Source organism: Hassallia byssoidea VB512170 (assembly GCF_000817785.2).
Taxonomy (GTDB): domain Bacteria; phylum Cyanobacteriota; class Cyanobacteriia; order Cyanobacteriales; family Nostocaceae; genus Hassallia; species Hassallia carrinoi.
Map to the genome: position 1 here is coordinate 33,395 of NZ_JTCM02000009.1, position 20,938 is coordinate 54,332.

At 42.0% G+C, this 20,938-nt stretch carries 15 protein-coding genes and 1 pseudogene; 8 read left to right on the forward strand and 8 right to left on the reverse strand.

Annotated features, from left to right (window positions below):
• A pseudogene (locus tag PI95_RS06790) lies at positions 1-399 on the reverse strand (peptidase); the annotation flags it as partial.
• A 461-nt stretch (positions 400-860) separates the two neighbouring features.
• On the opposite strand from PI95_RS06790, the gene PI95_RS06795 reads away from it, so the two are divergent.
• Together PI95_RS06795 and msrB are read left to right on the forward strand one after the other, a co-directional pair.
• Positions 861-2,906, forward strand: coding sequence for a serine/threonine-protein kinase (locus tag PI95_RS06795; RefSeq protein ID WP_039737779.1), 2,046 nt, complete (start codon positions 861-863; stop codon positions 2,904-2,906).
• A 779-nt stretch (positions 2,907-3,685) separates the two neighbouring features.
• Positions 3,686-4,180 (forward strand): peptide-methionine (R)-S-oxide reductase MsrB, encoded by a 495-nt coding sequence (gene msrB / locus PI95_RS06800; protein ID WP_039737787.1) that lies wholly within the window; start codon positions 3,686-3,688, stop codon positions 4,178-4,180.
• A 66-nt stretch (positions 4,181-4,246) separates the two neighbouring features.
• On the opposite strand, the gene PI95_RS06805 is transcribed toward msrB, so the two are convergent.
• Together PI95_RS06805 and PI95_RS06810 are read right to left on the reverse strand one after the other, a co-directional pair.
• Positions 4,247-4,852 carry a YdcF family protein gene (locus PI95_RS06805; protein ID WP_039737788.1) on the reverse strand — a complete coding sequence of 202 codons (606 nt, stop codon included), beginning with the start codon at positions 4,850-4,852 and terminating at the stop codon, positions 4,247-4,249.
• A gap of 168 nt (positions 4,853-5,020) precedes the next feature.
• Positions 5,021-6,028: a VOC family protein gene (locus tag PI95_RS06810; protein WP_039737790.1), complete on the reverse strand. Its 1,008-nt coding sequence runs from the start codon at positions 6,026-6,028 to the stop codon at positions 5,021-5,023.
• Between the two features lie 46 nt (positions 6,029-6,074).
• Here PI95_RS06810 and PI95_RS06815 point away from each other — a divergent pair, with 46 nt between their 5' ends.
• On the forward strand, positions 6,075-6,254 hold the full coding sequence (locus tag PI95_RS06815) for a hypothetical protein (RefSeq protein ID WP_163518665.1): 180 nt from the start codon (positions 6,075-6,077) through the stop codon (positions 6,252-6,254).
• Here the strand turns inward: PI95_RS06815 and PI95_RS06820 are convergent.
• Both PI95_RS06820 and PI95_RS37645 read right to left on the reverse strand, forming a co-directional pair.
• Entirely contained in the window at positions 6,193-8,499 is a 2,307-nt protein-coding gene (locus PI95_RS06820) for a CHASE2 domain-containing serine/threonine-protein kinase (RefSeq protein ID WP_163518674.1), read from the reverse strand. The two genes, PI95_RS06815 and PI95_RS06820, sit on opposite strands and share 62 nt — an antisense overlap.
• 214 nt (positions 8,500-8,713) lie before the next feature.
• The gene (locus PI95_RS37645) at positions 8,714-9,319 is read right to left on the reverse strand and encodes an HPP family protein (RefSeq protein WP_052324664.1); all 606 of its coding nucleotides are present in this window, start codon (positions 9,317-9,319) and stop codon (positions 8,714-8,716) included.
• Positions 9,320-10,426: 1,107 nt separating this feature from the next.
• Between PI95_RS37645 and PI95_RS06830 the strand changes: the two genes are divergently transcribed.
• Both PI95_RS06830 and PI95_RS06835 read left to right on the forward strand, forming a co-directional pair.
• Positions 10,427-11,527, forward strand: a complete 1,101-nt coding sequence (locus PI95_RS06830) for a glycosyltransferase family 4 protein (RefSeq protein WP_052324665.1) — start codon at positions 10,427-10,429, stop codon at positions 11,525-11,527.
• A 147-nt stretch (positions 11,528-11,674) separates the two neighbouring features.
• Complete coding sequence (locus PI95_RS06835) at positions 11,675-12,049, forward strand: nuclear transport factor 2 family protein (RefSeq protein WP_039737793.1); 375 nt, start codon at positions 11,675-11,677, stop codon at positions 12,047-12,049.
• Between the two features lie 136 nt (positions 12,050-12,185).
• Here the strand turns inward: PI95_RS06835 and PI95_RS06840 are convergent, their stop codons facing one another.
• A complete protein-coding gene (locus PI95_RS06840; RefSeq protein ID WP_039737795.1) occupies positions 12,186-13,823 on the reverse strand; it encodes a serine/threonine protein kinase in 1,638 nt (545 codons plus the stop codon).
• A 96-nt stretch (positions 13,824-13,919) separates the two neighbouring features.
• On the opposite strand from PI95_RS06840, the gene PI95_RS36695 reads away from it, so the two are divergent.
• Positions 13,920-14,045 carry a hypothetical protein gene (locus tag PI95_RS36695; RefSeq protein ID WP_268896670.1) on the forward strand — a complete coding sequence of 42 codons (126 nt, stop codon included), beginning with the start codon at positions 13,920-13,922 and terminating at the stop codon, positions 14,043-14,045.
• Here the strand turns inward: PI95_RS36695 and PI95_RS06845 are convergent.
• Positions 14,042-16,363, reverse strand: a complete 2,322-nt coding sequence (locus PI95_RS06845) for a BamA/TamA family outer membrane protein (RefSeq protein ID WP_236116960.1) — start codon at positions 16,361-16,363, stop codon at positions 14,042-14,044. The two genes, PI95_RS36695 and PI95_RS06845, sit on opposite strands and share 4 nt — an antisense overlap.
• 156 nt (positions 16,364-16,519) lie before the next feature.
• Between PI95_RS06845 and PI95_RS06855 the strand changes: the two genes are divergently transcribed.
• A complete protein-coding gene (locus PI95_RS06855; protein WP_039737798.1) occupies positions 16,520-17,878 on the forward strand; it encodes a lipid-A-disaccharide synthase-related protein in 1,359 nt (452 codons plus the stop codon).
• Between the two features lie 134 nt (positions 17,879-18,012).
• Here PI95_RS06855 and PI95_RS06860 read toward each other — a convergent pair whose 3' ends face one another.
• Positions 18,013-18,735, reverse strand: coding sequence for a response regulator (locus tag PI95_RS06860; RefSeq protein ID WP_039737799.1), 723 nt, complete (start codon positions 18,733-18,735; stop codon positions 18,013-18,015).
• 324 nt (positions 18,736-19,059) lie between these two features.
• Between PI95_RS06860 and PI95_RS06865 the strand changes: the two genes are divergently transcribed.
• Positions 19,060-20,613, forward strand: coding sequence for a sensor histidine kinase (locus tag PI95_RS06865; protein WP_039737802.1), 1,554 nt, complete (start codon positions 19,060-19,062; stop codon positions 20,611-20,613).
• The last annotated feature ends 325 nt before the right edge of the window (positions 20,614-20,938 follow it).

Below are 20,938 nucleotides of genomic sequence, written 5' to 3' on the forward strand. Positions count from 1 at the left end.
TGTCGGTGTTGGTTGGGTATTGACGGGTTTAGGTGTAGATGTAGGTGCTGGTGGTGTCGGTGTTGGTTGGGTATTGACCGGTTGAGGTGTAGATGTATCGGCTGGTGATGTTGGGGTGGTTGTACCAGGTGTCGCAGGGGGTATGGGTGACTCAATAGATGGGTTAGGTTTTGGAGATGCGGTCGGTTGAGTAGCAGGAATTTGCTCGATTCCTTGTTGTACTGCTTCTGGTTGTCTTTCATCTGGTGGTTTAGCTATGATGAAATTTGCACCTGGTTGAAGGCTTGCTAAAGCACTTAGAGGTAGGACGTAACTGCTTATCAAAAAACTACTGCTCATGAAACAAATCAAAATAAAGTCTAATTTGTCTCGATAGTTATATTTGCTTTTTATTACCATAATTGCGTTCCTCATTGTTGATGAAAACATTGAGTTTGAAGATAGGTTGTACCCGACAAGATTTTATTATTGACGTGTTAATTTCATCTACTTTATGCTGATTTATTAGAACGAGATAAGTTTATTTGGTTCCCATCCAAATTAAAATTTTAAATGACTAACAATATTTATATTCATCTGCTTTAAATAAGTTTATTGAGTTATGAAGTTAGTCAAGGGCTGAGTTTTATACTAGAATAAATATATACTGTAAATGTTATAAAATATACAAAATGATTTTGTTTTTTCAAGATGATGAGGGGTAACACCCATTATAAAAGTGGCTTATTTGATGCAATTATTAAGAGCGATCGCTCTTCGATGATGTCATACATATGGCTATTTGATGTCCACCTGATAGCAGATAGCAAGATTATACGTCATAAATTAACATATACCCAAAGTGCAAATGGATTCCCAGTATGCTCTGCTGCCTGAATCCCGATTGCCAAGACCCCCTAAATCCAGATGGTAATAAATTTTGTCAGTATTGCGATACTCCATTAATTTCCCTTTTAAGGGGTCATTATCGAGTTATCAAATTACTATCTGATGAAGGTGGATTTGGCAGAACCTATCTAGCGGAAGATGTAGATAAGCTGAACGAACAGTGCGTTGTCAAACAATTAGCACCGAAAATTCAGGAAGCTTCGGTATTGCGTAAAGCAGTTGAGCTATTTAAAGAAGAAGCGAAGCGGCTGCAACAATTAGGAGAACATAACCAAATTCCCACGCTTTTGGCTTACTTTGAACAAGATAATTATTTATATTTAGTGCAGCAGTTTATTGATGGGCAAAATTTACTTAAAGAATTGCAACAACAGGGAACATTTAGTGAAAGTAAAATTCGAGAAGTTTTGCTCTCATTATTACCCGTTCTCAAGTTTATTCACGATCGCGGCGTAATTCATCGAGATATCAAGCCACAGAATATTATCCGCCGTCAAAGTGATGGGCAATTAGTCTTAATTGATTTTGGTGCTTCAAAGCAACTCTCGGCAACAGTCATGATGAAAACGGGAACAGCTATCGGTTCGCATGGCTATACCCCAATTGAACAAATGCAAGATGGAAAAGCTTATCCCGCTAGTGATTTATTCGGTTTGGGTGCGACTTGCTTTCACCTGCTGACGGGAATTCGTCCATCTCAACTTTGGATGGAACAGGGTTTTAGTTGGGTTACGTCTTGGCGAAAATATTTGCATAATTCTGGTAGTGGGATTGCCTCACGTCTAAAATTGGGTAAGGTTTTGGACAAGCTGTTGAAAACAGATATCCAAAAGCGTTATCAATCAGCCTCGGAAGTCCTCAGTGACTTGATATCTGTATCACCACCGTCAGCAGTACTTACAACTTTAATTTCTACCCAAGCGCAATCTCTGACAACAAGTCGCTCCGCGTCTACTACTACGCTACAATTAGGCGCGAGGCTGAGAAATCAACTGATTATAAGTGCGGCTATCGTAGTGTTGGCAATAGCAGGAGTTTGGTATTCATTATCTCGTCCTGTTGCAATCACTAAGTCTTCTCCCAGCCAGCCTGTAAAAACAACTTCGGAAAATTCCGATCAACCAGATACCCTAAAAGGACATTCCAGCGATGTTAATTCTGTCACCTTCAGTCCCGATGGACAGATGCTTGTGACTGGAAGTGACGATCTGACGATCAAATTATGGAATCTAACAACTAAACAGGAAATTCGCACCTTCAAAGGACATTCGTCATACATTTACGCGATCGCTATCAGTCCGGATGGACAAACTATAGCCAGTGGTAGTTTTGACAAAACTATCAAATTGTGGAACTTAAACACAAAAGAAGAAATCCGTACCCTCAAAGGACATTCTGACAGCGTTGCTTCTGTAGCTTTCAGCCCAGATGGTAAGTTGCTAGCTAGTAGCAGTTTGGATAAGACGATTAAACTGTGGAATCTCCAAACAAACAAGGAAATCCGCACTTTTACGGGACATTCTGGTGGCGTTGCTTCTATTGCCTTTAGTCCTGATGGTTTAACTCTTGCTAGCGGTAGTTATGACAAAACAATCAAACTGTGGCAGATCGCAAACGGTAAAGAAATCCGCACTTTAACGGGACATTTGGATTTAGTTTCCTCCATCGCCTTTAGTCCCGATGGACAGCAACTTGCTAGCGGTAGTAAAGACAAGACGATCAAATTATGGAATCTAAATACAGGAAAGGAAATCCGCACCCTCACCGGACATGATGACAAAGTTACTTCTGTTGCTTATATCCCCAAAGGAGGATACAGTAAAAACCCAGATAGTGTAATTGTGGCAAGTGGTAGTAATGACAACACAATCAAATTGTGGGATACAGCAACCGGGCGAGAAATTCGCACATTAAAGAAAGATTCTGGCTATGTTTATGCGATCGCCATCAGTCCGGATGGACGAACTCTCGCTAGTGGCGGTAGTGCTGACAATATTATCAAAATTTGGCATCCGTAAAAAAGTAGTGAAAACTGTAGTGAGGACTTTAGTCCTCAAGAACACGGCTAAAGCCGTGACTACGTATGATATAAGTTCTATAGATAACAGCAACAACCCGAAAGCATCAAATATCACAAATGATCAAACATGTTATCTTTGTGCTGCTATTAATACTGTGTTTATCAGTGGCGCTTCCGGCTAAAGCCGCTGTCTGCCGCAATTACGACAATCACCGGATTTGTATTATAAGTATAAAACGAAGCGCAAAAAATTACTGGGAATACAGAGCAGCCATTAGTTTTGATGGAATTAAAACACCTATCGAGGTCTACAACTGCCGCTCTGGAGTTAAAATTCAACAAGATAAAACTGTTTTACCATTTAAGCATAACGATGCTGGCAAGCTAATATGCAGTTTTTTTCCGAAGTCGTCATAAGGAGTGTAAATCTTAGTTTATTTCTTCTTTGTAGCGAACACGCACCACGCAACAAAGAGTGTAAAACCTACATAGCCAAATACAACGATCCATTCTTGAGCGCTACTAAAGTTATCTATCATTGCGATCGCTTCTCTAAGTCGTTTTTTGAAAAACGAGTATAATTAAGTATATACACAAGTAATTGCTTGCATTAAATAAATAAAAGTAAGTAATATCAGGTTCGTTAGTTCCACTTATATTAACCGTGAGGTCGGTAATGAGTAATGGATAATAAAAATAATTACCTATTCTCAATTAGCCAACAATCTTAGACAAAAAGGAAAGCCAAATCAAATAAGAACGAACTCGCGTTAAATTATGAATAAACGGCATTTTTTGCAGGCTGGTGCAACAGTACTTGGCACAGCATGGTTATCACATTATTTACTTGGCAGGTCAGAAGTTATGGCAATCTCAAATAACGAGTTTGAAGTTCAGAAAACTGAACAAGAGTGGCGTACTATTTTAACACCAGAACAATATAAAGTGCTGCGTCAACATGGAACTGAACGCGCTCACACTAGCCCGCTGGATAAAGAGTATGATAAGGGTACTTATGTATGTGCAGCATGTGATTTGCCAGTTTTTAAATCTGATACAAAATTTAATAGTGGCACAGGCTGGCCCAGTTTTTTCCAACCAATTGAAGGTGCGATCGCTACAACCGTAGACAAGTCATTATTTATGACTAGAACTGAAGTTCATTGTCATCGTTGTGGCGGACATTTGGGTCATGTATTTGACGATGGTCCTAAACCCACCGGCAAGCGCTACTGCATGAACGGTGTATCTCTGAAGTTTGTTGAAGCTTAAGTAAAAATTAAGTAGTGAGCGATTTATCGCTCAAAATGGGCACTCGTGTGTGCCCACTACATTATTTTAAATTTTAAACACAAGATAAACAAAATAAAAATACGTTTCTCGCATGAGAAACTGCAACTGACTATTCAAACTGCGATAACGAGTAGTCGGTGTTGGTGATGGATACGCATCCATTCCCAAATCTTGCGCCATCAACACGGAACGCTTAAGATGCAAAGGATCGCTAACAATAAGAAACTTAGTTAATTGATATTCATCAGCTACCTTTTGAGCGTTTTTGAGATTCTGGTTAGTAGTTCGAGATTCAGTTTCAATCAGAATATCCGCTGATTTGACTCCTTGGGTTATAGCATAGCGTTTACCAACGATCGCTTCCGCAGATTCATCTTTATCGCCAATTCCCCCAGTAAAAATAATCACCCGAACATCGCCATTTTTATAAAGATTAATGCTGTGATTTATTCGTTCGCGGAAAACCGGAGAAGGTTCTTCTCCCCAAACTGCCGCACCGAGAACAATTGCCGCATCAGCTTTGATAACATTGTTATTGTTGCCATAAAAATAAATGGAGAGAGATATGGAGGCGATCGCTAAAATTAACGCAGACATTAAACCGAGCAAAATCATCGCCAGCCATTGTTTTTTAGTTTTATAATTGAACATTGCCAGAAACCGCTAATTTAAAATTAGTAATTACAGCAGATTGCAAAGCGCGTTAAGTACAGTTCCGATGTCTATAAACGACATATAAAGCCCTTTTTACTTTTAACTCCGCTCCTCTTGTACAGACGTTCCAGTGGAACGTCTCTACCGCTCCTCCGCGCCTTTTACTTAACTTTCTAACAACGTCCAGAAGTAGCCATCGGGAGCGACAAAAGAGAAACTCATCTCCCCAAATTCATTGCTAACAATATTTGTAAATTTTTGTACTTTACTTGCTTTAATGCGGTCGAAATATGCATGTATTCCGCGCACGCGATAAGTGTATAACGACATTCCCAAACAGCCCGGTTGCGCTTGCTCAAAGTGCGATTCTAATTGGATAGAATCTGGAAAGCGAATAATATAAAGTCTGCCAGAACGTGCAGCCATAAAATCAGACGCAGAAGAACGCGGATCGTCAAAAGCTGTAACAATAAACTTTTCACCTTTGTTTAAATCAAAAATCTCTCTACCCGCAAGAGAAGATTCATAACTAGTTTCAACATCATCACGCACTTTCAGCAAACCCAAAACTTCTTCATAAAACTTCAGCGTTTCCTTACTATCATCTTGAATTATCATTCCCATGTGGGTAAACTGACTAGTTTTAAAAGTAGCGCTGAGGTTGATTTGTCCGTAATGCGGTAGGGAATAGCCAAAGCGTTGAAATAAAACTTGTCGAGTCAAAGGTTGCAATAATAGCATTTCTCGTACCCCTACAACTGGTTCAACAAAAGGACGACTTTTTCTGTCTTTGTTGTAAATAACTTCCCAGTGCGGATTAGTGTAGCGGATAGACCAATTTGCAATTTTTGCCTCCTCCACATGATTTAAAATACTTAATACATCCGCAGTTAAAGTTGTTGCCCAGCGATTTCCCTTCGCTTTCATTGTCGCAGTTCCCAACCCTTCATTCGTCGGATTTTGCCAAACCATCAACCGAATCAAACCATGATCTGCATTTAGGTGGTTAAGGCGAAGCGATCGCAAAGACGAATCTACCCCATATAATTGCTTTGCTGCTGCTGCGGATAATTCCCCCACTTCCCCGATACGATAACCAAATTGCTGCCAATATTGAATTGCCGAAATTGGATCTGGAATACCAATACAAACCTCGTAAATACCTTCAATCATACGATTTTAGATTTTGGATTTTAGATTTTAGATTGGGGAATGGGTAATGGGTAATGGGGAATGGGTAATGGGTAATGGGGTAATGGGGAAAGGGCAAAGAATTATTACCAATTACCAATTACCAATTCGCAATTACCTATTACCTATTACCTATTCCCAATTCGCTATTCTCCAATTTGTTTCAAGTCTTGTAAAACTGCGTTGGCTGATTGATAGCGATCGCTAAAATGATATCGCACCATTTTATCTAAAATCGTTGCCAATTCGTCGCTGACTTTCGCCGATTGACGCCACCTCACATTACCTGTTTCCAAATCTGGTGATAGTTCTTGGGGTGGCACTCCTGTTAGTGCTTGAATGGCAATCATCCCTAAGGCATAAATATCACTGCTCAAGCGGGGATGACCGGCAAATTGTTCTGGTGGTGCATAACCTCGCGTTCCTATCGCAACTGTCGCTAATTCTGTTTCTTCGGTGCTTGGTGGTTGCATCAATTTGACTGCACCAAAATCAATCAGCACTAAGCGATTATCTATTTCTGACCTAATAATATTACTCGGTTTAATATCCCGATGAATCACCCGATGTTGATGAATAAATGCCAGAACTTCTAAAACTTCTTTCAGCATTTCTATAACAAAAGGTTCCTTTTGCACCCGTCTAGTAACAGGTGGTAATTCCTCACTCAAGGTGTGTCCGGGAATATATTCTTCTACTAAATAGAATTCTTGATTTTCTTCAAAATAGGCGAGTAATTTAGGAATTTGATGATGTTCGCCCAAAACTTCTAAAATTTCCGCTTCGGTATTAAATAACCTTCTGGCAACTTCCATAAATCTGGTATCTCGACGTGCCGGCATTAATTGTTTGACGATACAATTAGGATTGCCCGGTCGTTGAGTATCTTCTGCTATATAAATACAACCAAATCCGCCAGAAGTGAGGACTTTGATAATTTTGTAGCGTCCACTTAAAAGAAGGTCGCCAGTTTGTTTTTCTGGTAGAATTGTCCTAGAAGTGTGATGATGTTGGTCTTGAATTGCTGTCTCTTTTAACAGCATATTTAATTGAGCGATCGCCTCTTCTTGTTTTTCAACTTCTAAAATAATCAACTTGCTTTTCTGTTGCGTTTGATATGTGGTGTAAACCATCACACTCACACCACTCATTACCAAAGCTAAAGCCTGGGGAATCACTGGTATCCATCCAGCTTGTAAAAACACCAGATAACAAAATCCGAACATGCTGCTGAGAATTATAACCACAACTACCAATCCTAAAGGATGTCGCAAACGCCATGCGACAGCGGCACCAACCACAGAAGCAACCCAAATGCAAACATATTCGGAATATTGAGGTAAATACCAAATTAACGGTTCTTTATCCAGCACCGCACTCATAATCTGACTGGCTATCTGTGCATGAATATATACAGACGGCATTCTCGGTGATTGGTTTGGTAAAGCGCTGTAGGGCGTGTAGAAGCCTTTCTCAATGCTTATTGCCGTAGTGCCAATAATTACTAAACGGTCTTTAATTAAGTTAGGATTTACTTGATTGTTGAGAACTTCTGTAAGAGTTACTTTATCAGCAAGGCGATCCAGATGGCGATAATTTAGCATGATTTGGTAGCCCGCTGCATCCAGATGTTCATAGCTACCAGAATTAGATTTTAAAATTGGGAATAAAGTTTTACCTATTTTAATTTCTTGCTTGGTGAAACTTGTTTCAATACCTTCTTTTTGTAAATAATTAATAGCAAGTAAGGCAGCAAACGATACAGTAGTTTGACATTTTTTGTCGTCTGAGTGGGCAAACAACAAACTGCGACGAACAATGTTATCATTTTCGTCAGATATCAAATCGGTAAAGCCTATTCTCTTTTCAAAAACACTCGGCGGTGGCGGAATTTCCGGATTTCCCAGACTGCTGAATCCGCAGACAGCGATAATATTATTTTGACGTGAAAGACGATTTGCTAACTGTTTATAACCAGGTTCAACAGGCAAATCGCGGTAAATATTTAAGCCGATAACCCGTGGTTGATAAGACTCTAGTTTGTCTAAAAGTTGATTAATTGTCGCATCAGACAAAGGCCATTTTTGGCGTTTAATGTCTGCTTCAGTAATTGTAACTAATAAGATACGGCGATGTCTCACGACAAGCCGCTCCGCGTCTACGCTTGCTTTTTGAGGACGCGATCGCGTAGCGCTGCCACCTGCGGCGGATCGCAACATTTGATCGTAAACTCTTAACTCCCAAGGCTGCAACCATCTCAATTCCCGAATTCCGGCAATGAAGACAGTCACTCCCACACTAGCAATGAGAATACTTGGCAGCCAGCCTTTATTAGACGCAGTATCACGAACAGAAAACAGAGGAGTTAGCGAATCTCCACTTGTTTCTTCCAACTTCGAGTCACGCCTATTTTTAGCCAACGCGGTGCGAAATTTTTCTAAAAGTCGAATCATCAAGGCGTTGCGGCGATAGCGCCAATTAGGTAGATGTTGCAGACTAAGTTAACTCTACCTCAATGTAGCAATAAACTCAGTTCAAGATACATTCATCATACATATAGCAGTTTTAAGTAAGTCGGCACTTTCTTTGTGAGCCAGTGGCTAGAGCGCCTGTCCTTTGTAGCGTGCGCTTTATTGCAGGGCAATAAAGCGAAAATGTGCAAAATTCTTACAGCCAGTGCTTGGGATAAGTTCTCTCTTCTGCCAGATTATTGAAAACCACAGCGCAGAGTACCAAAATAATAGAACCTTCCAGGGCAGGTGTTAGCAAAAATTGCCAGGGAGCCTTTGTCATCATTACGACTAATGCAACTGCTCCCGAAGGTGGATGCACAGTTCCAGTAAACTGCATCATCGCAATGGCTGTGGCAACTGCCATTCCCATTGCCCAAGGTGACGAACCGAAAAGATGTAGAATAGTCAAGCTGACTAAAGCTGCTACAAGATTACCGCCAATCACATTACGCGGTTGAGCCAAAGGACTCTCAGGTACGCCGAAAATTAATACGCTAGTAGCACCAAAGGGAGCCATAAGCAAAGGAGAATTGGTTTTCACGCTTAGGTAAGCTGTTGCCGCTATTGCTAGGAAACTACCAAACCAACTCCAAAATACATGTTTGTGATGAGGTCTATCTATAGGACATGTTAAAGGGCATGAACGCCACCTGCCACCTATCTTGAACCAGTAATTCTTACATTTCAACTGAAAGTTTTTGTAATTAAATCTGGATAGATAAGCGTAATTAATTCGCCCTTTGGGTAAGTTGCCTTTCATAATTCTCCATAACAACCATAACAAACAGGCACAAAGTTAGAAAATTTGCCTGCACAATGCTGCCCTAGCTAATTTTCATAGGACTTACGCACTCATGTCGTCACCAATTGAATTTACGTAGGGGCAATTCATGAATTGCCCCTACAAGACTTTAGGAATTCGGCTCATTCCTATTTCAAATTCACTTTTGAACAAAAAAAGCAATTAGAACTTCAATGAATAAAGAAATACCTCAAGTTTGTAAACAGGCTGAATCTACAACCTAGGCTTTTAACCTATTATTTCATTTGTATATCCACCCCACAATTAGCGTTTTTACTATTACAAAATGCACGCACATTTATAGCGTGTAAATTTCCCAAATTTAGCGACTTCACAAATGTCATAAAATTTTGACATATATTTTTAGGATATCCTTTACAGTCTCTAAATAAAACGGAAAATATATAGGAATAACTAATATTATATATAAATAAAATTTATAATATAATTTGTTCACAAGATTTAGTATTTGGCTGAGGCAATAGGATAAGTGCAAGTCGGCAACGTGTCTACGTTCTTCAAAAGCTTTTTTCACGAAGGAAAAAAGATTGCTATACATAGATTTTTTGGCTTTGCAAATTAATTTATAATTACTTCCACTTATTTCTCCGGAATATTATTTATTGGCAGATTAATAAATCAATGCAAACTATAAGTTTTCTCAATGCTGACGGTGCAGTACATTGAATCAACTGAAAGTCTTGAATTAAGCGATCGCATCACAGCTTATTGAAATATTTTGGCGAGTTAATTGAACCCTGATATGTTTAATGTTATTTATCATTGAGCCGGAGTCATAATAAGTATTTATATCAAATTTGTCCTAATATAATCCTAAAGATAGATGTAATAATTCAAAAGTCAAAGTTAGATTAAAAACGACAGCCATAATATAATTGTGGCTAAAGTAAATTTGGAGGTGAGGCTTAAAGGGTATTAGCCGAGATAGCGGTGTTCGCACGCCCGAAGCGGTTAATTTAAACTTCAGAAAAGGAGGCAAAAACTCTGAACTAAAGTATTTCAACCCTTTGACAACGACCAATTTACCTGAACCTAAACAATTTTATGAAAATAGCTCAAGTAGCCCCATTGTGGGAACGAGTTCCGCCCCCAACTTACGGAGGAATTGAACTGGTAGCGAGTCGCTTGACTGATGAACTGGTGCGTCGAGGTCATGATGTGACATTGTTCGCTTCTGGCGATTCTCAAACTTTGGCTAAATTAGAAGCTGTTCATCCGCGTGCATTGCGCTTAGATTCAGACATTAAAGAGCATGTAATGTATGAAGTGCTGGAGGTCAGCCAAGTTTACCAAAAAGCAGCGGAATTCGATATAATCCATTCCCATGTAGGGATTTGGGCATTACCTTTTGCAAATTTGGTGTCAACACCCACAGTACATACTTTGCATGGCAGATTTACGCCTGATAACAGCAAAGTATTTTCGTTTCATCAATCGCAACCATTCATCAGCATAAGTAACGCGCAGCGTCAGTTGAAACTGAATTACGCCAGCACAGTTTATAACGGCATTAACCCGGAAGAATTCACCTTTGTAGCCCAACCGCAAGATCCGCCATATCTGGTATTTTTGGGACGGTTTTCGCCAGAGAAAGGACCGCAACATGCGATCGCGATCGCCAAGCAGAGTGGTTGGTGCTTAAAAATGGCAGGAAAAGTAGACGTAGTAGACACAGAGTTTTTTGAGAAAGAAATTGCCCCTCACATCGACGGTGAACAGATACAATTTTTAGGCGAAGTTAACCACGACCAGAAATCTGAACTCCTAGGCAACGCAAGCATTACACTCTTCCCCATTACCTGGAGTGAACCCTTTGGCTTGGTAATGATTGAATCAATGGCAACTGGTACACCAGTAATTGGGATGAACATGGGTTCTGTCCCAGAAGTGATTGCCCACGGAAAGACAGGTTATGTCTGCCAAAGCTATGAAGAAATGGCAGCAATGATTCCCGCCACCTTAGAATTAGATCGTCAAACCTGCCGAGAATACGTAGAGCAAAACTTCAGCGTTACCCAGATGGTAAACGGCTACGAAGCAGTTTATCAGCAAGTTCTCCAAGAAAGCAACGCCAAGAAGTCTTCATCACTCTTGCAAGGTCAATTTTGGAATTCTCTTCTTTCCAGAAGGAAGAAAATAGCTTAATTGAAGCATGAAGGCTGAAATAAACGAAACCTTGAGATAGCCATTTCCCGTTCCCAGTCAGAGACTGGGAATGCAATAATCCCAAGGCATTCCTTCAAATTTAATGGCAGGTCTGTCACTGCTTAAACCGGAGTAGAGCAATTGGATATGGGATTAGCACTAGAAACGCTACAAAAATGGTTTAGTACGATCGATGCCAATCTACTAGCTGAGGATATTGTTTGGACAGTTTCACCTGGGTATCCCGTCTCTCAATCGCAGTATTCCTCTCGTCAAGAGGTGTTTGAGCATTTCTTAAGCGAACTCACCGCGCACTTTTCCCAGTGGGCAGCTAAACCGGAACAGTTGATTGAAGCAGGCAATCAAGTGATCGTTAAAGGTCGCTATGTTGGACAAGTGAAGCACTCTAATCTACCGATTGAAGTTGAGTTTATCCACATCTGGACTGTCCAAGACGGCATCATTACAGAAGTTGTCTCCGTGGCGGATACCGCTCAGTTTGTTCGTCATCTTGGCTATTGAGTCGAATCATGACCAGTGATGCTCTATTTGTGCAAACCGATGTGACGCAGGAAGTACAGGTGAAAGCCGCGATCGAACTTTTGGTGCGTTAGCGTCAAGCGCATAACGCACCCTACCAATCTATAGCACCATATTTTTAATTACCCTCATCCGCTGGCTTATCATTCTTCTGAGATTGACTATCAGAAGAATTTTGCTTCACTTCCTGTGTTGGTACGACGATACCGTTTGGTTCATTCCGTGGTTGTACTTGGGGTATGACTACAGAATTTGACTCTCTAGGAGATTGACGTGAAGGAGAAGCGCTATCAGAAGATGATTTGCTGGGGGAAGCGTTACGAGTTGAGCGTACCGCTCGTAATTTCTCAACCAGAGATGGTGAGGGCGCCGCGTCAGGTGTAGGTGTTTCCTTGTTGTAGGATCGACGCCGACGTTGCGGTTGTGGTGAGTCGTCTGATGTCGATTCTTCTCTTTGTCTGTAAGTCCGTTTTGGTGTTTCCTCCTCATTAGCAACAGGACGAATGCGCTTAGTGCGTCGTCTTTGTGTGTAGGTGGGTGCATCATCTCGCGACGAGGACGAGGTAGTAGAGGTAGTATTAGTAGTCTGTTTTGGGGTGGTAGTTTCTTTTACCTGCGGCGACGGTGAAATCTGCACGGGACCGACTTCCGCAGAAGTACCATTAGTAGTAGGCTGTTGAAGAACTGGCTTTGCGGATGGTTGCGGCGGCTGAGATTTGGGAACTAAGCTGGTGATAGCAAAAGCGATTGTCGCCGCTGTGAGTGCGATTCCACTACCAATCAAAACTTTGCTCGAGCGAATTTTTTTGGCAATTTTTGTCAAATTCCCGGTTGTTGATGGCGCAGTAGTATTATTTGCGGCAACTTCTGGAGGTGATGGGTACTGGTGAGTAGATAAATCGACAGTTGCAATCGTGTGAGTTGGTGTCAATTTTGTAGCACTTACCCCATTTGCGGGTAGCAACTTTAACCATTCTGCGACTGTTGCCGGACGAAAGCGAGATTCTACCGCCATACCACGCATAATTGCTTGGTTGACAGCAGCACTCAAATGTGGTTGCAGTTCGCGGGGGGAATGCATTTTTTCGCGATCGCGCAACAATGCAGGCATAGGAACTTGTGCTGTCAACAATGCATACAAAGTAGCCGCCAAACCATAAACATCGGTGGCTGGGCTGCGCTGTGCTTGCGTCATATACTGTTCAATCGGCGAATAACCCTCAGAAACCATACCTGTGTGAGTTTGCCTCACCCCACCGTTAAATTCTCGCGCAATGCCAAAATCAATCAGCACTACTTCAGCCGTTCCTTGGCGGAGGATAATATTATCAGGTTTCACATCGCGGTGCAGCAAACCGTTATTGTGTACCACCTCCAATGCTGCCCCAATCTGCCGAATGTAATGAATTGCCGTCGGTTCTGGTAAAGGTATCCCCGGCAAAACAAATGCCTCGCCTAACGTTTCACCCCGAATGTATTCCATTACCATGTAAGGCAGACCCGCTTCAACAAAAAAGTCGCTCACCCGGACAATGTTCGGGTGGATACAAGTAGCTAATCGCCTTGCCTCATCTTGGAATTGCCGCTCGAACTTAGTAAAATCAGGATGTTGTCGCAGTTTCTCATTGAGCGTTTTAATCACTACCTCCTGACGTAAGTAATGATGCGTAGCTTTGTACGTAATGCCAAAGCCCCCACGCCCGATTTCTTGATTGAGGGTATATTTTCCCCCCTGCAAAGTTGTACCTGCTAACATAGAAAATCCTAAGTCTTGAATGAGCAGCTTAGTAGTGAGTCTTTTTTGTCTTTGTTAATAATACAGTAGGGGACTCTTAACTGGGGGAGAAGGGGAGTGGGGGAGGAGGCAGGGGGACAAGCAAGAATTTATCCTATTACCGATTACCGATTACCGATTACCCATTCCCCATTCCCCATTCCCCATTCCCAATTACCGATTACCGATTACCCATTTTCTTAAAAACGCTGACCTATGCCAAAGTGCAATCGACTTTCGCCGAGGTCATTAAGACCATAATCAGCGCGAATTAAGCCCAAAGGTGAGTCAAAACGCACACCAGCACCATAACCAAAACCACTACCTGGTTTGTTACGCACGCCAGCCGGATTTCCTAATACTGTATCACCAGAACCTAAATCTGAGCCAAAGTCAGCAAACAGCACACCCCCCAAGATTGGGAAAACCGGGAAGCGATATTCTGCGGAAGCTAATACGTAAGTGCGACCGCTGCCAACGTCTCCAGCATCGTAACCGCGCACGGAATTTGGACCTCCTAAGTTAAAGGCATCATAAGGCGGTAAATCTCCAAGTACGGTGCCGCCTTGGAGATTCAAAGCTAATACTTGTGGGTTCTTACTGTTGTATAATTTAACTGGGAGAAACTGACTATAATTTGCCCGCAGGCGATTCATCGAAATGTTGCCTAGACCAATCGGAACTGATTGTTCTGTGCTGAGACTGAGAATCGAACCTTTGGTAGGATTAAACGGGTTATCTCGTTGGTCTTTGACGGCGGTGAAGGATACGGTAGCTAAATCGTCGATACCAGTACCGCTAAAAGTTAGTGGATTACCCTTTTCATCTTTTGGGGTAATTGTGCCATCGCGATCGCGTATGCTAACACGAGCATAATTAAATCCTAATGAAGTATCCCAACCGTCAATCGGTCGCTGCAAGCTGACACTACCACCTATTTTACCTTCTCGCGGTCTGTCAGCGTTAGCAAGTTTGACATCGCCATCAAAAACCTCGGAAAGTCCGCGCTTGCGAAAAGCGTTGATGCTGTAACCAAAGCGATCGGGGTTAGTTATTCGATAAGGACTGCTATACCTACCATCAAACTGAAAGTCACGCGCACCGACTTCAACATTTGCACTCAAAGTATCGTTAATACCGCCGATATTTCGGTCTTGATAGTTTAATGTACCAACAATTCCTTGGTCTGCATTGTAATTACCACCGACGTTGATACCGCGTGCGCCAAGTTCTTTTAATTGGTAAACTACATCAACGCCTGTCGCATCACCTTCTAAGGCGACATTGACATTTTCAAATAATCCCAGTTTATATAACTGCTGCAAGTCTTGCTTGACTACATTGTTTTGGAAAATTTGACCGGGTTTTAACTTTAGCTGTTGCCGCAAAAAATCTTCTTTGGTGCGTCCTGTAACTGGCTTACCTTTGCTATCAACTGTATTGCCTTCGTCGTTGACAAAACGAAACTTGACATTACTCACTAAACCTTCAGCTACATTTAAGCTCAAAATTCCTTCGCTGCTCGGTTTAATAGAGACAACCCTTGCCAGATTATAACCTTTATCGGCGTACCATTTATTAATTTGTTCTACTGTTTGCTTCAAAGCTTCCGGACTGATGGCTTTGCCAATTTGCGGTTGAAAGAGCGGCAAAACTACTTGATAGGTAAGCGTTTTCGCCCCAGAAAGTTGAAGCGATCGCACTATCAATGGTTGCACTCGATACACCACACTCAATCCCACCGGACTAGTGGTGGTATTTACACGGGCATCAACGAATAAACCCGTATCCAAAATTGCCGCTACATCTCTTTGTATCTGGTTTTGACTGGTTTCTCCCCCAGCTTGGGTTTTAATGACGCTGTTAATTATTTGCTGCAATTCTGGAGTAGCACCGACTACCTGCACATCGGTAGCGGTAACGACTAAATCCTTTTCGTTAGCCGGGGGAGTGGAGGAGGAGGGGGGAGACAAGGGAGAGGGGGAAGCAGGGGAAGCAGGGGAAGCAGGGGAAGCAGGGGAAGCAGGGGAAGCAGGGGGAGAAATTTTTCCTTGTCCGCCTCCTCCGCCTTGTCCTCCGCCTCCTCCGCCTTGTCCTCCTCCGCCTCCTCCGCCTTGTCCTCCTCCTCCGCCGCCTTGTCCTCCTCCTCCGCCGCCTTGTCCTCCTTGTCCGCCGCCTTGTCCTCCTCCTCCGCCGCCTTGTCCTCCTTGTCCCCCTTGTCCTCCTTGTCCTCCTCGTCCCCCTTGTCCCCCTCGTCCTCCTCGTCCCCCTGTCCCAACCTCTTGTGTTACGACTACAGTTGAATTATTATTAGCCGGAGTTTGGGAAAATTGTTGGACGACTACGGTTTCTGGGGATGCGATCGCCTTTATCGGTGCAGGTGTATTTTCTTGCGTCACCGGCACTACTAAGCCGGCTAATTCTTGCTGAGTCGGAGTTATAGAAGGTGCAGCTATTGCTTCAGTAGGGTTGCTAGTCACTAAGGTAGCTAAAGTCAAAATTGCGGCAGAAGAAACTTGCATGTTTTTAGCCTGATTACCTGGGAGTTAGTTTGTACTTTTATACTGAGGTTCGGCAATGGGAATAATACTAACTTCCAGCTTCCACGCCGATGATTGATACTCCCATTCACCCCTCTTGCCCAAACAGACAGTTAATTATGAGTTTTTGTTTCTATTATGAGCGATCTACCTAGGTTATCCCTAGCTTTAAATTCACCAGCTACAACTTCTGCCTTGCGTTTACTTGTTTTAAGTAATGGTCATGGAGAGGATGTAATTGCTGTCCGTATTTTACAAGAACTCCAGCAACTATCCAATCCTCCTGATATCTTCGCTTTGCCTATAGTGGGTGAAGGACATGCTTATCAACAGTTGAATATTCCCCTGATTGGTTCAGTACAGATTATGCCTTCTGGTGGCTTTATTTACATGGATGGACGGCAATTAGTCCGAGATGTACGTGGTGGTTTAGTGCAACTAACCCGCAGTCAAATTAAAGCTGTACGTACTTGGGTAAATTTGCAAAAGAAATCAGGTAATAAAAGCGCTATTTTAGCTGTAGGGGATATTGTACCGCTGTTGTTTGCTTGGGGAAGCGGTGCTGACTATGCTTTTATCGGTACGGCAAAATCAGAATATTATGTGCGGGATGAAGTCGGGTTACTGCAACGCAAATCAAAAGCTGCACGTTGGGAAAGTTTTTCCGGTTCAGTTTACCATCCTTGGGAACGTTGGTTGATGAGTCGTCCCCACTGCAAAGCGATATTTCCCAGAGATTCGCTAACCACGGAAATCTTAACAAAGTGGTCTATTCCTGCTTTTGATTTGGGGAATCCGATGATGGATGGACTTGAACCCAGCTTTCCTCAAGGACGATTGTATCGTGGTGATGCTGAACAACAAGAAATAATTCGTCCGTTGATTGTGACTCTTTTACCTGGTTCTCGTCCACCAGAAGCTTATGCGAATTGGGAACAAATTATGGTTGCAGTTTCTTCACTGATGGAAATCCCAAAACGCGATTACCTTTCACGCACTGAAAGTATGGTGTTTTTAGGTGCGATCGCGTCCAGTTTAGACTTGAACATTTTATCTCAATCTCTACTATCTCAAGGCTGGCACCTTCACTCAGAATCTCCGGTGCAAATTTATGATATTAATGCCTTGACTTTTAAATTAAAAAATGCATATATTATTTTGACTCAACAAGCTTATAACGACTGCTTGCATTTAGGAGATTTAGCGATCGCAATGGCAGGGACAGCGACAGAACAATTTATCGGCTTGGGAAAACCTGCGATCGCCATTCCGGGAAATGGTCCCCAATATAACCCTGTGTTTGCCGAAGCACAAAGCCGTCATTTGGGGTCATCTTTGATTTTAGTAGAGCAAGCGGCGCAAGTTGGTCAAGTCGTGCGATCGCTTTTTAACGATCCAGATAAACTTCAGGCGATCGCTGACAATGGCTTGCGACGCATGGGTAAACCTGGGGCAGCACGACGTATTGCCGAATGCTTGCTGGATAAGTTGGGGTAAGCAACAAACATATTTGATATCATGTCCGCTTAATTAACATTAATAAAAACATTCCAAACGTCGTAGAGACGTTCCGGTGGAACGTCTCTACAATAATATGTTGTGTGATTTGTCGGACATGATATCAGATGCGATTATGCTACTAACCCGGAACGCAAAGCGCGAACTGCCGCTTGAGTACGGTCATCGGCGCAGAGTTTGTTTAAGATGTTGCGAACGTGGGTTTTAACTGTCCCAACTGTAATATAGAGTTTTTCGGCAATCTGCCCATTGCTACAACCTGCAACAATCAACTCTAGAATTTCTAATTCTCGTTGAGTTAGGGGGTAAGTTTCTAAAACTTGCTCGTATTCAGTCTCTAATGCTTCAATTTTGACGGTCTTTGGCTGACTTGCCTGTGGGTTCTCTTCTGGCAGACCTTGCCGCATTTGCCGCAATACGACGTTGGCGATCGCTGGATCGATCCACGAGTTACCTTCGTAAGTCGCTTGGATCGCTTCCATTAATCTATCAATGCTGGTATCCTTCATGTAATATGAGTCTGCACCTGCCGCAAAAGCAGCTAGCACTGCATCCTCTGAATGTTCCATCGTCAAAATGAGGATCTTCGTTCCTTGGTCTGCTGTCTCTTCTTGGAAACTTCTAAACTTTCTCGTGAGTTCAATTCCATCCATGTCCGGCAAACCAATATCCACAACCGCGACATCCGGCTTACTGGCTTGCAAAAGTTTCAGTCCTTGGGTAGCATTTGGCGCTTCGCCAATCACTTCAAGCCCGCTATGAGACTGTAATGCCGCCCGTAGTCCCATTCTTGTTAAATCATGGTCTTCAATGAGAACTATTTTTATTTCGCTCATAGCTATACCCACTTTTTCCTGATTATATATATTAATTTACGACCTTTTGCGATCAATTTATTTTAATTTCAAAACTTAAGATAGATGATATTTTTACCAACATGCATCCACCGATAGAAATAATTAGTTTTTCTTTTTCTTCTTGCATCAAAGTAAAAATCTAGCCTGGGATATATAGCTATTTTACGAATAATTGCTCAATATTAAGACGAACTGAAATTTATACAGCTTCATGATGAATTCTAAACGACTAATTAATAATATTCAATAACAATGTTTGCAAAAGCTTTAAAATAATCTGAAAAAGTATGATTTTTCACCAAAATGAACAAATCAGAGCCGGTGGAAGCAGATATACAAGCAAGTAAAGTATGCTTTCGTACCATTTTTGACCAGACTTCTCAATTTATCGGATTAATCAAACCGGATGGCACTGTTGTTGAAGTCAATCAGACGGTGTTAAAGTTTGCCGGACTCACCAGCGCAGAAGCGATCGGGCGTTTTTTTTGGGAAGTGCGTTGGTGGACGATTTCTCCGCAAACTCAAAGACAATTACGAGAAGCGATCGCACTGGCAGCAACAGGAGAATTTGTCCGCTACGAAGTTGATATACTCGGTGCAGCCGATAACATCATAACCATCGACTTTTCGATTAAGCCGATAAAAAACGAAAGTGGGCAAGTAACTTTGTTAATCTCAGAAGGTAGAGATATTAGCGAAGCCAACGCAGAACTAAAGCAACGTGTCGCTAAAAAAAATGAAGCACTACAAAAAAGTGAGCGTCGTTGGGAAACTTTAGCCAAAATTTCCCCTGTCGGCATCTACCGTACAGATTTATCAGGAAATTATCTTTATGTCAACGAGCGCTGGTGTGAAATTAGCGGAATTACATCAGAAAATGCTTTATTGAAAGGCTGGCGATGTACAATTCCCCCAGAAGACTTAGAGCGGATAGATTCTGAACTACAACAAACAAGTCAAGATGCTTTGCCCTTTGAGTGTGAATTTCGCTTCATCCATGCAGATGGGAAAGTAAGTTGGGTGTTGTCGCAAGCAGTTGCAGAAACTAAAGATGATGGTAAGATTGTTGGTTATGTTGGCACGGTAACAGACATTAGCGATCGCAAACAATCAGAATTAGCTCTTCAACAACGAGCTTCAGAATTAACTAGTTTGACAACTATTTTGGCGCAAACAACTGCACTTTTACAAAAGCAAAATCAAGAACTTGACCAATTTGCTTATGTGGCGTCTCATGATTTGAAGGCACCTTTACGAGCGATCGCCAGTCTATCAGAATGGATTGAAGAAGACTTGGCAGATCAACTTCCCGAAGAAAATCGCCATCAAATGCATCTGTTGCGCGGAAGGGTGCAAAGAATGGAAGGACTGATCAACGGTTTATTAGAATATTCTCGCATTGGGCGCGTCCAAACAGAATCTTATGAAGTAAATGTTGGTGAATTGATAAAGGAAGTGATTGATTTACTTGCACCACCGTTAACTTTCAACATCGAAGTTGCTGAAGGGATGCCCACTTTCAGAACGAAACGATTACCCTTACAACAAGTATTTTCTAACTTAATTGGCAACGCAATCAAGTATCATCCGCGAATGGATGGTCACGTAAAAATTTATGTTGAAGAACGCTCATCGTATTACGAATTTGCTGTAGCTGATGATGGTGCTGGTATTGCCCCAGAATATCACGAAAAGATTTTTGCAATCTTCCAAACTCTGCAATCCCGCGATCAAAAAGAAAGTACTGGAATCGGTTTGGCGATTGTTAAAAAAATTGTGGAAACGCAAGGAGGTACGATTACTTTAAAGTCGCAAATAAATGCCGGAAGCACTTTTTGTTTTACCTGGCAAAAGTAGTAGAGACGTGGGCGTGCGGAACGTCTGTACAAAAGTTTGGAGTTTGGAGTTTTGACAACTTATTCGGAAATTTTTGAGGAAAACTGCTGAAAATTTCGATCAACAAAACTTTAAATCTAACTCTCACCAATGGCTGAGGACAGGCGATCGCTCGTTCATTTACAATGGGGTTGACCTTACAGGTTGCCGTATTTTATGATACGCTATTTCCAATCGCGATCAAAATAGATAATCATTCTCAGGGTCAGAATTGCTAATAGTTGTATTGTTTGCAGTAAACAGCGAATAATTAACTATATCCTCCAAGGCGATTTATGGTAAATCT

Coding starts and splice junctions, on each gene's coding strand:
- PI95_RS06795 (WP_039737779.1), top strand. CDS start 861: ATGCTCTGCTGCCTGAATCCCGATTGCCAAGACCCCCTAAATCCAGAT.
- msrB (WP_039737787.1), top strand. CDS start 3,686: ATGAATAAACGGCATTTTTTGCAGGCTGGTGCAACAGTACTTGGCACA.
- PI95_RS06805 (WP_039737788.1), bottom strand. CDS start 4,852: ATGTTCAATTATAAAACTAAAAAACAATGGCTGGCGATGATTTTGCTC.
- PI95_RS06810 (WP_039737790.1), bottom strand. CDS start 6,028: ATGATTGAAGGTATTTACGAGGTTTGTATTGGTATTCCAGATCCAATT.
- PI95_RS06815 (WP_163518665.1), top strand. CDS start 6,075: ATGGGTAATGGGGAATGGGTAATGGGTAATGGGGTAATGGGGAAAGGG.
- PI95_RS06820 (WP_163518674.1), bottom strand. CDS start 8,499: ATGATTCGACTTTTAGAAAAATTTCGCACCGCGTTGGCTAAAAATAGG.
- PI95_RS37645 (WP_052324664.1), bottom strand. CDS start 9,319: ATGAAAGGCAACTTACCCAAAGGGCGAATTAATTACGCTTATCTATCC.
- PI95_RS06830 (WP_052324665.1), top strand. CDS start 10,427: ATGAAAATAGCTCAAGTAGCCCCATTGTGGGAACGAGTTCCGCCCCCA.
- PI95_RS06835 (WP_039737793.1), top strand. CDS start 11,675: ATGGGATTAGCACTAGAAACGCTACAAAAATGGTTTAGTACGATCGAT.
- PI95_RS06840 (WP_039737795.1), bottom strand. CDS start 13,823: ATGTTAGCAGGTACAACTTTGCAGGGGGGAAAATATACCCTCAATCAA.
- PI95_RS06845 (WP_236116960.1), bottom strand. CDS start 16,363: ATGCAAGTTTCTTCTGCCGCAATTTTGACTTTAGCTACCTTAGTGACT.
- PI95_RS06855 (WP_039737798.1), top strand. CDS start 16,520: ATGAGCGATCTACCTAGGTTATCCCTAGCTTTAAATTCACCAGCTACA.
- PI95_RS06860 (WP_039737799.1), bottom strand. CDS start 18,735: ATGAGCGAAATAAAAATAGTTCTCATTGAAGACCATGATTTAACAAGA.
- PI95_RS06865 (WP_039737802.1), top strand. CDS start 19,060: ATGAACAAATCAGAGCCGGTGGAAGCAGATATACAAGCAAGTAAAGTA.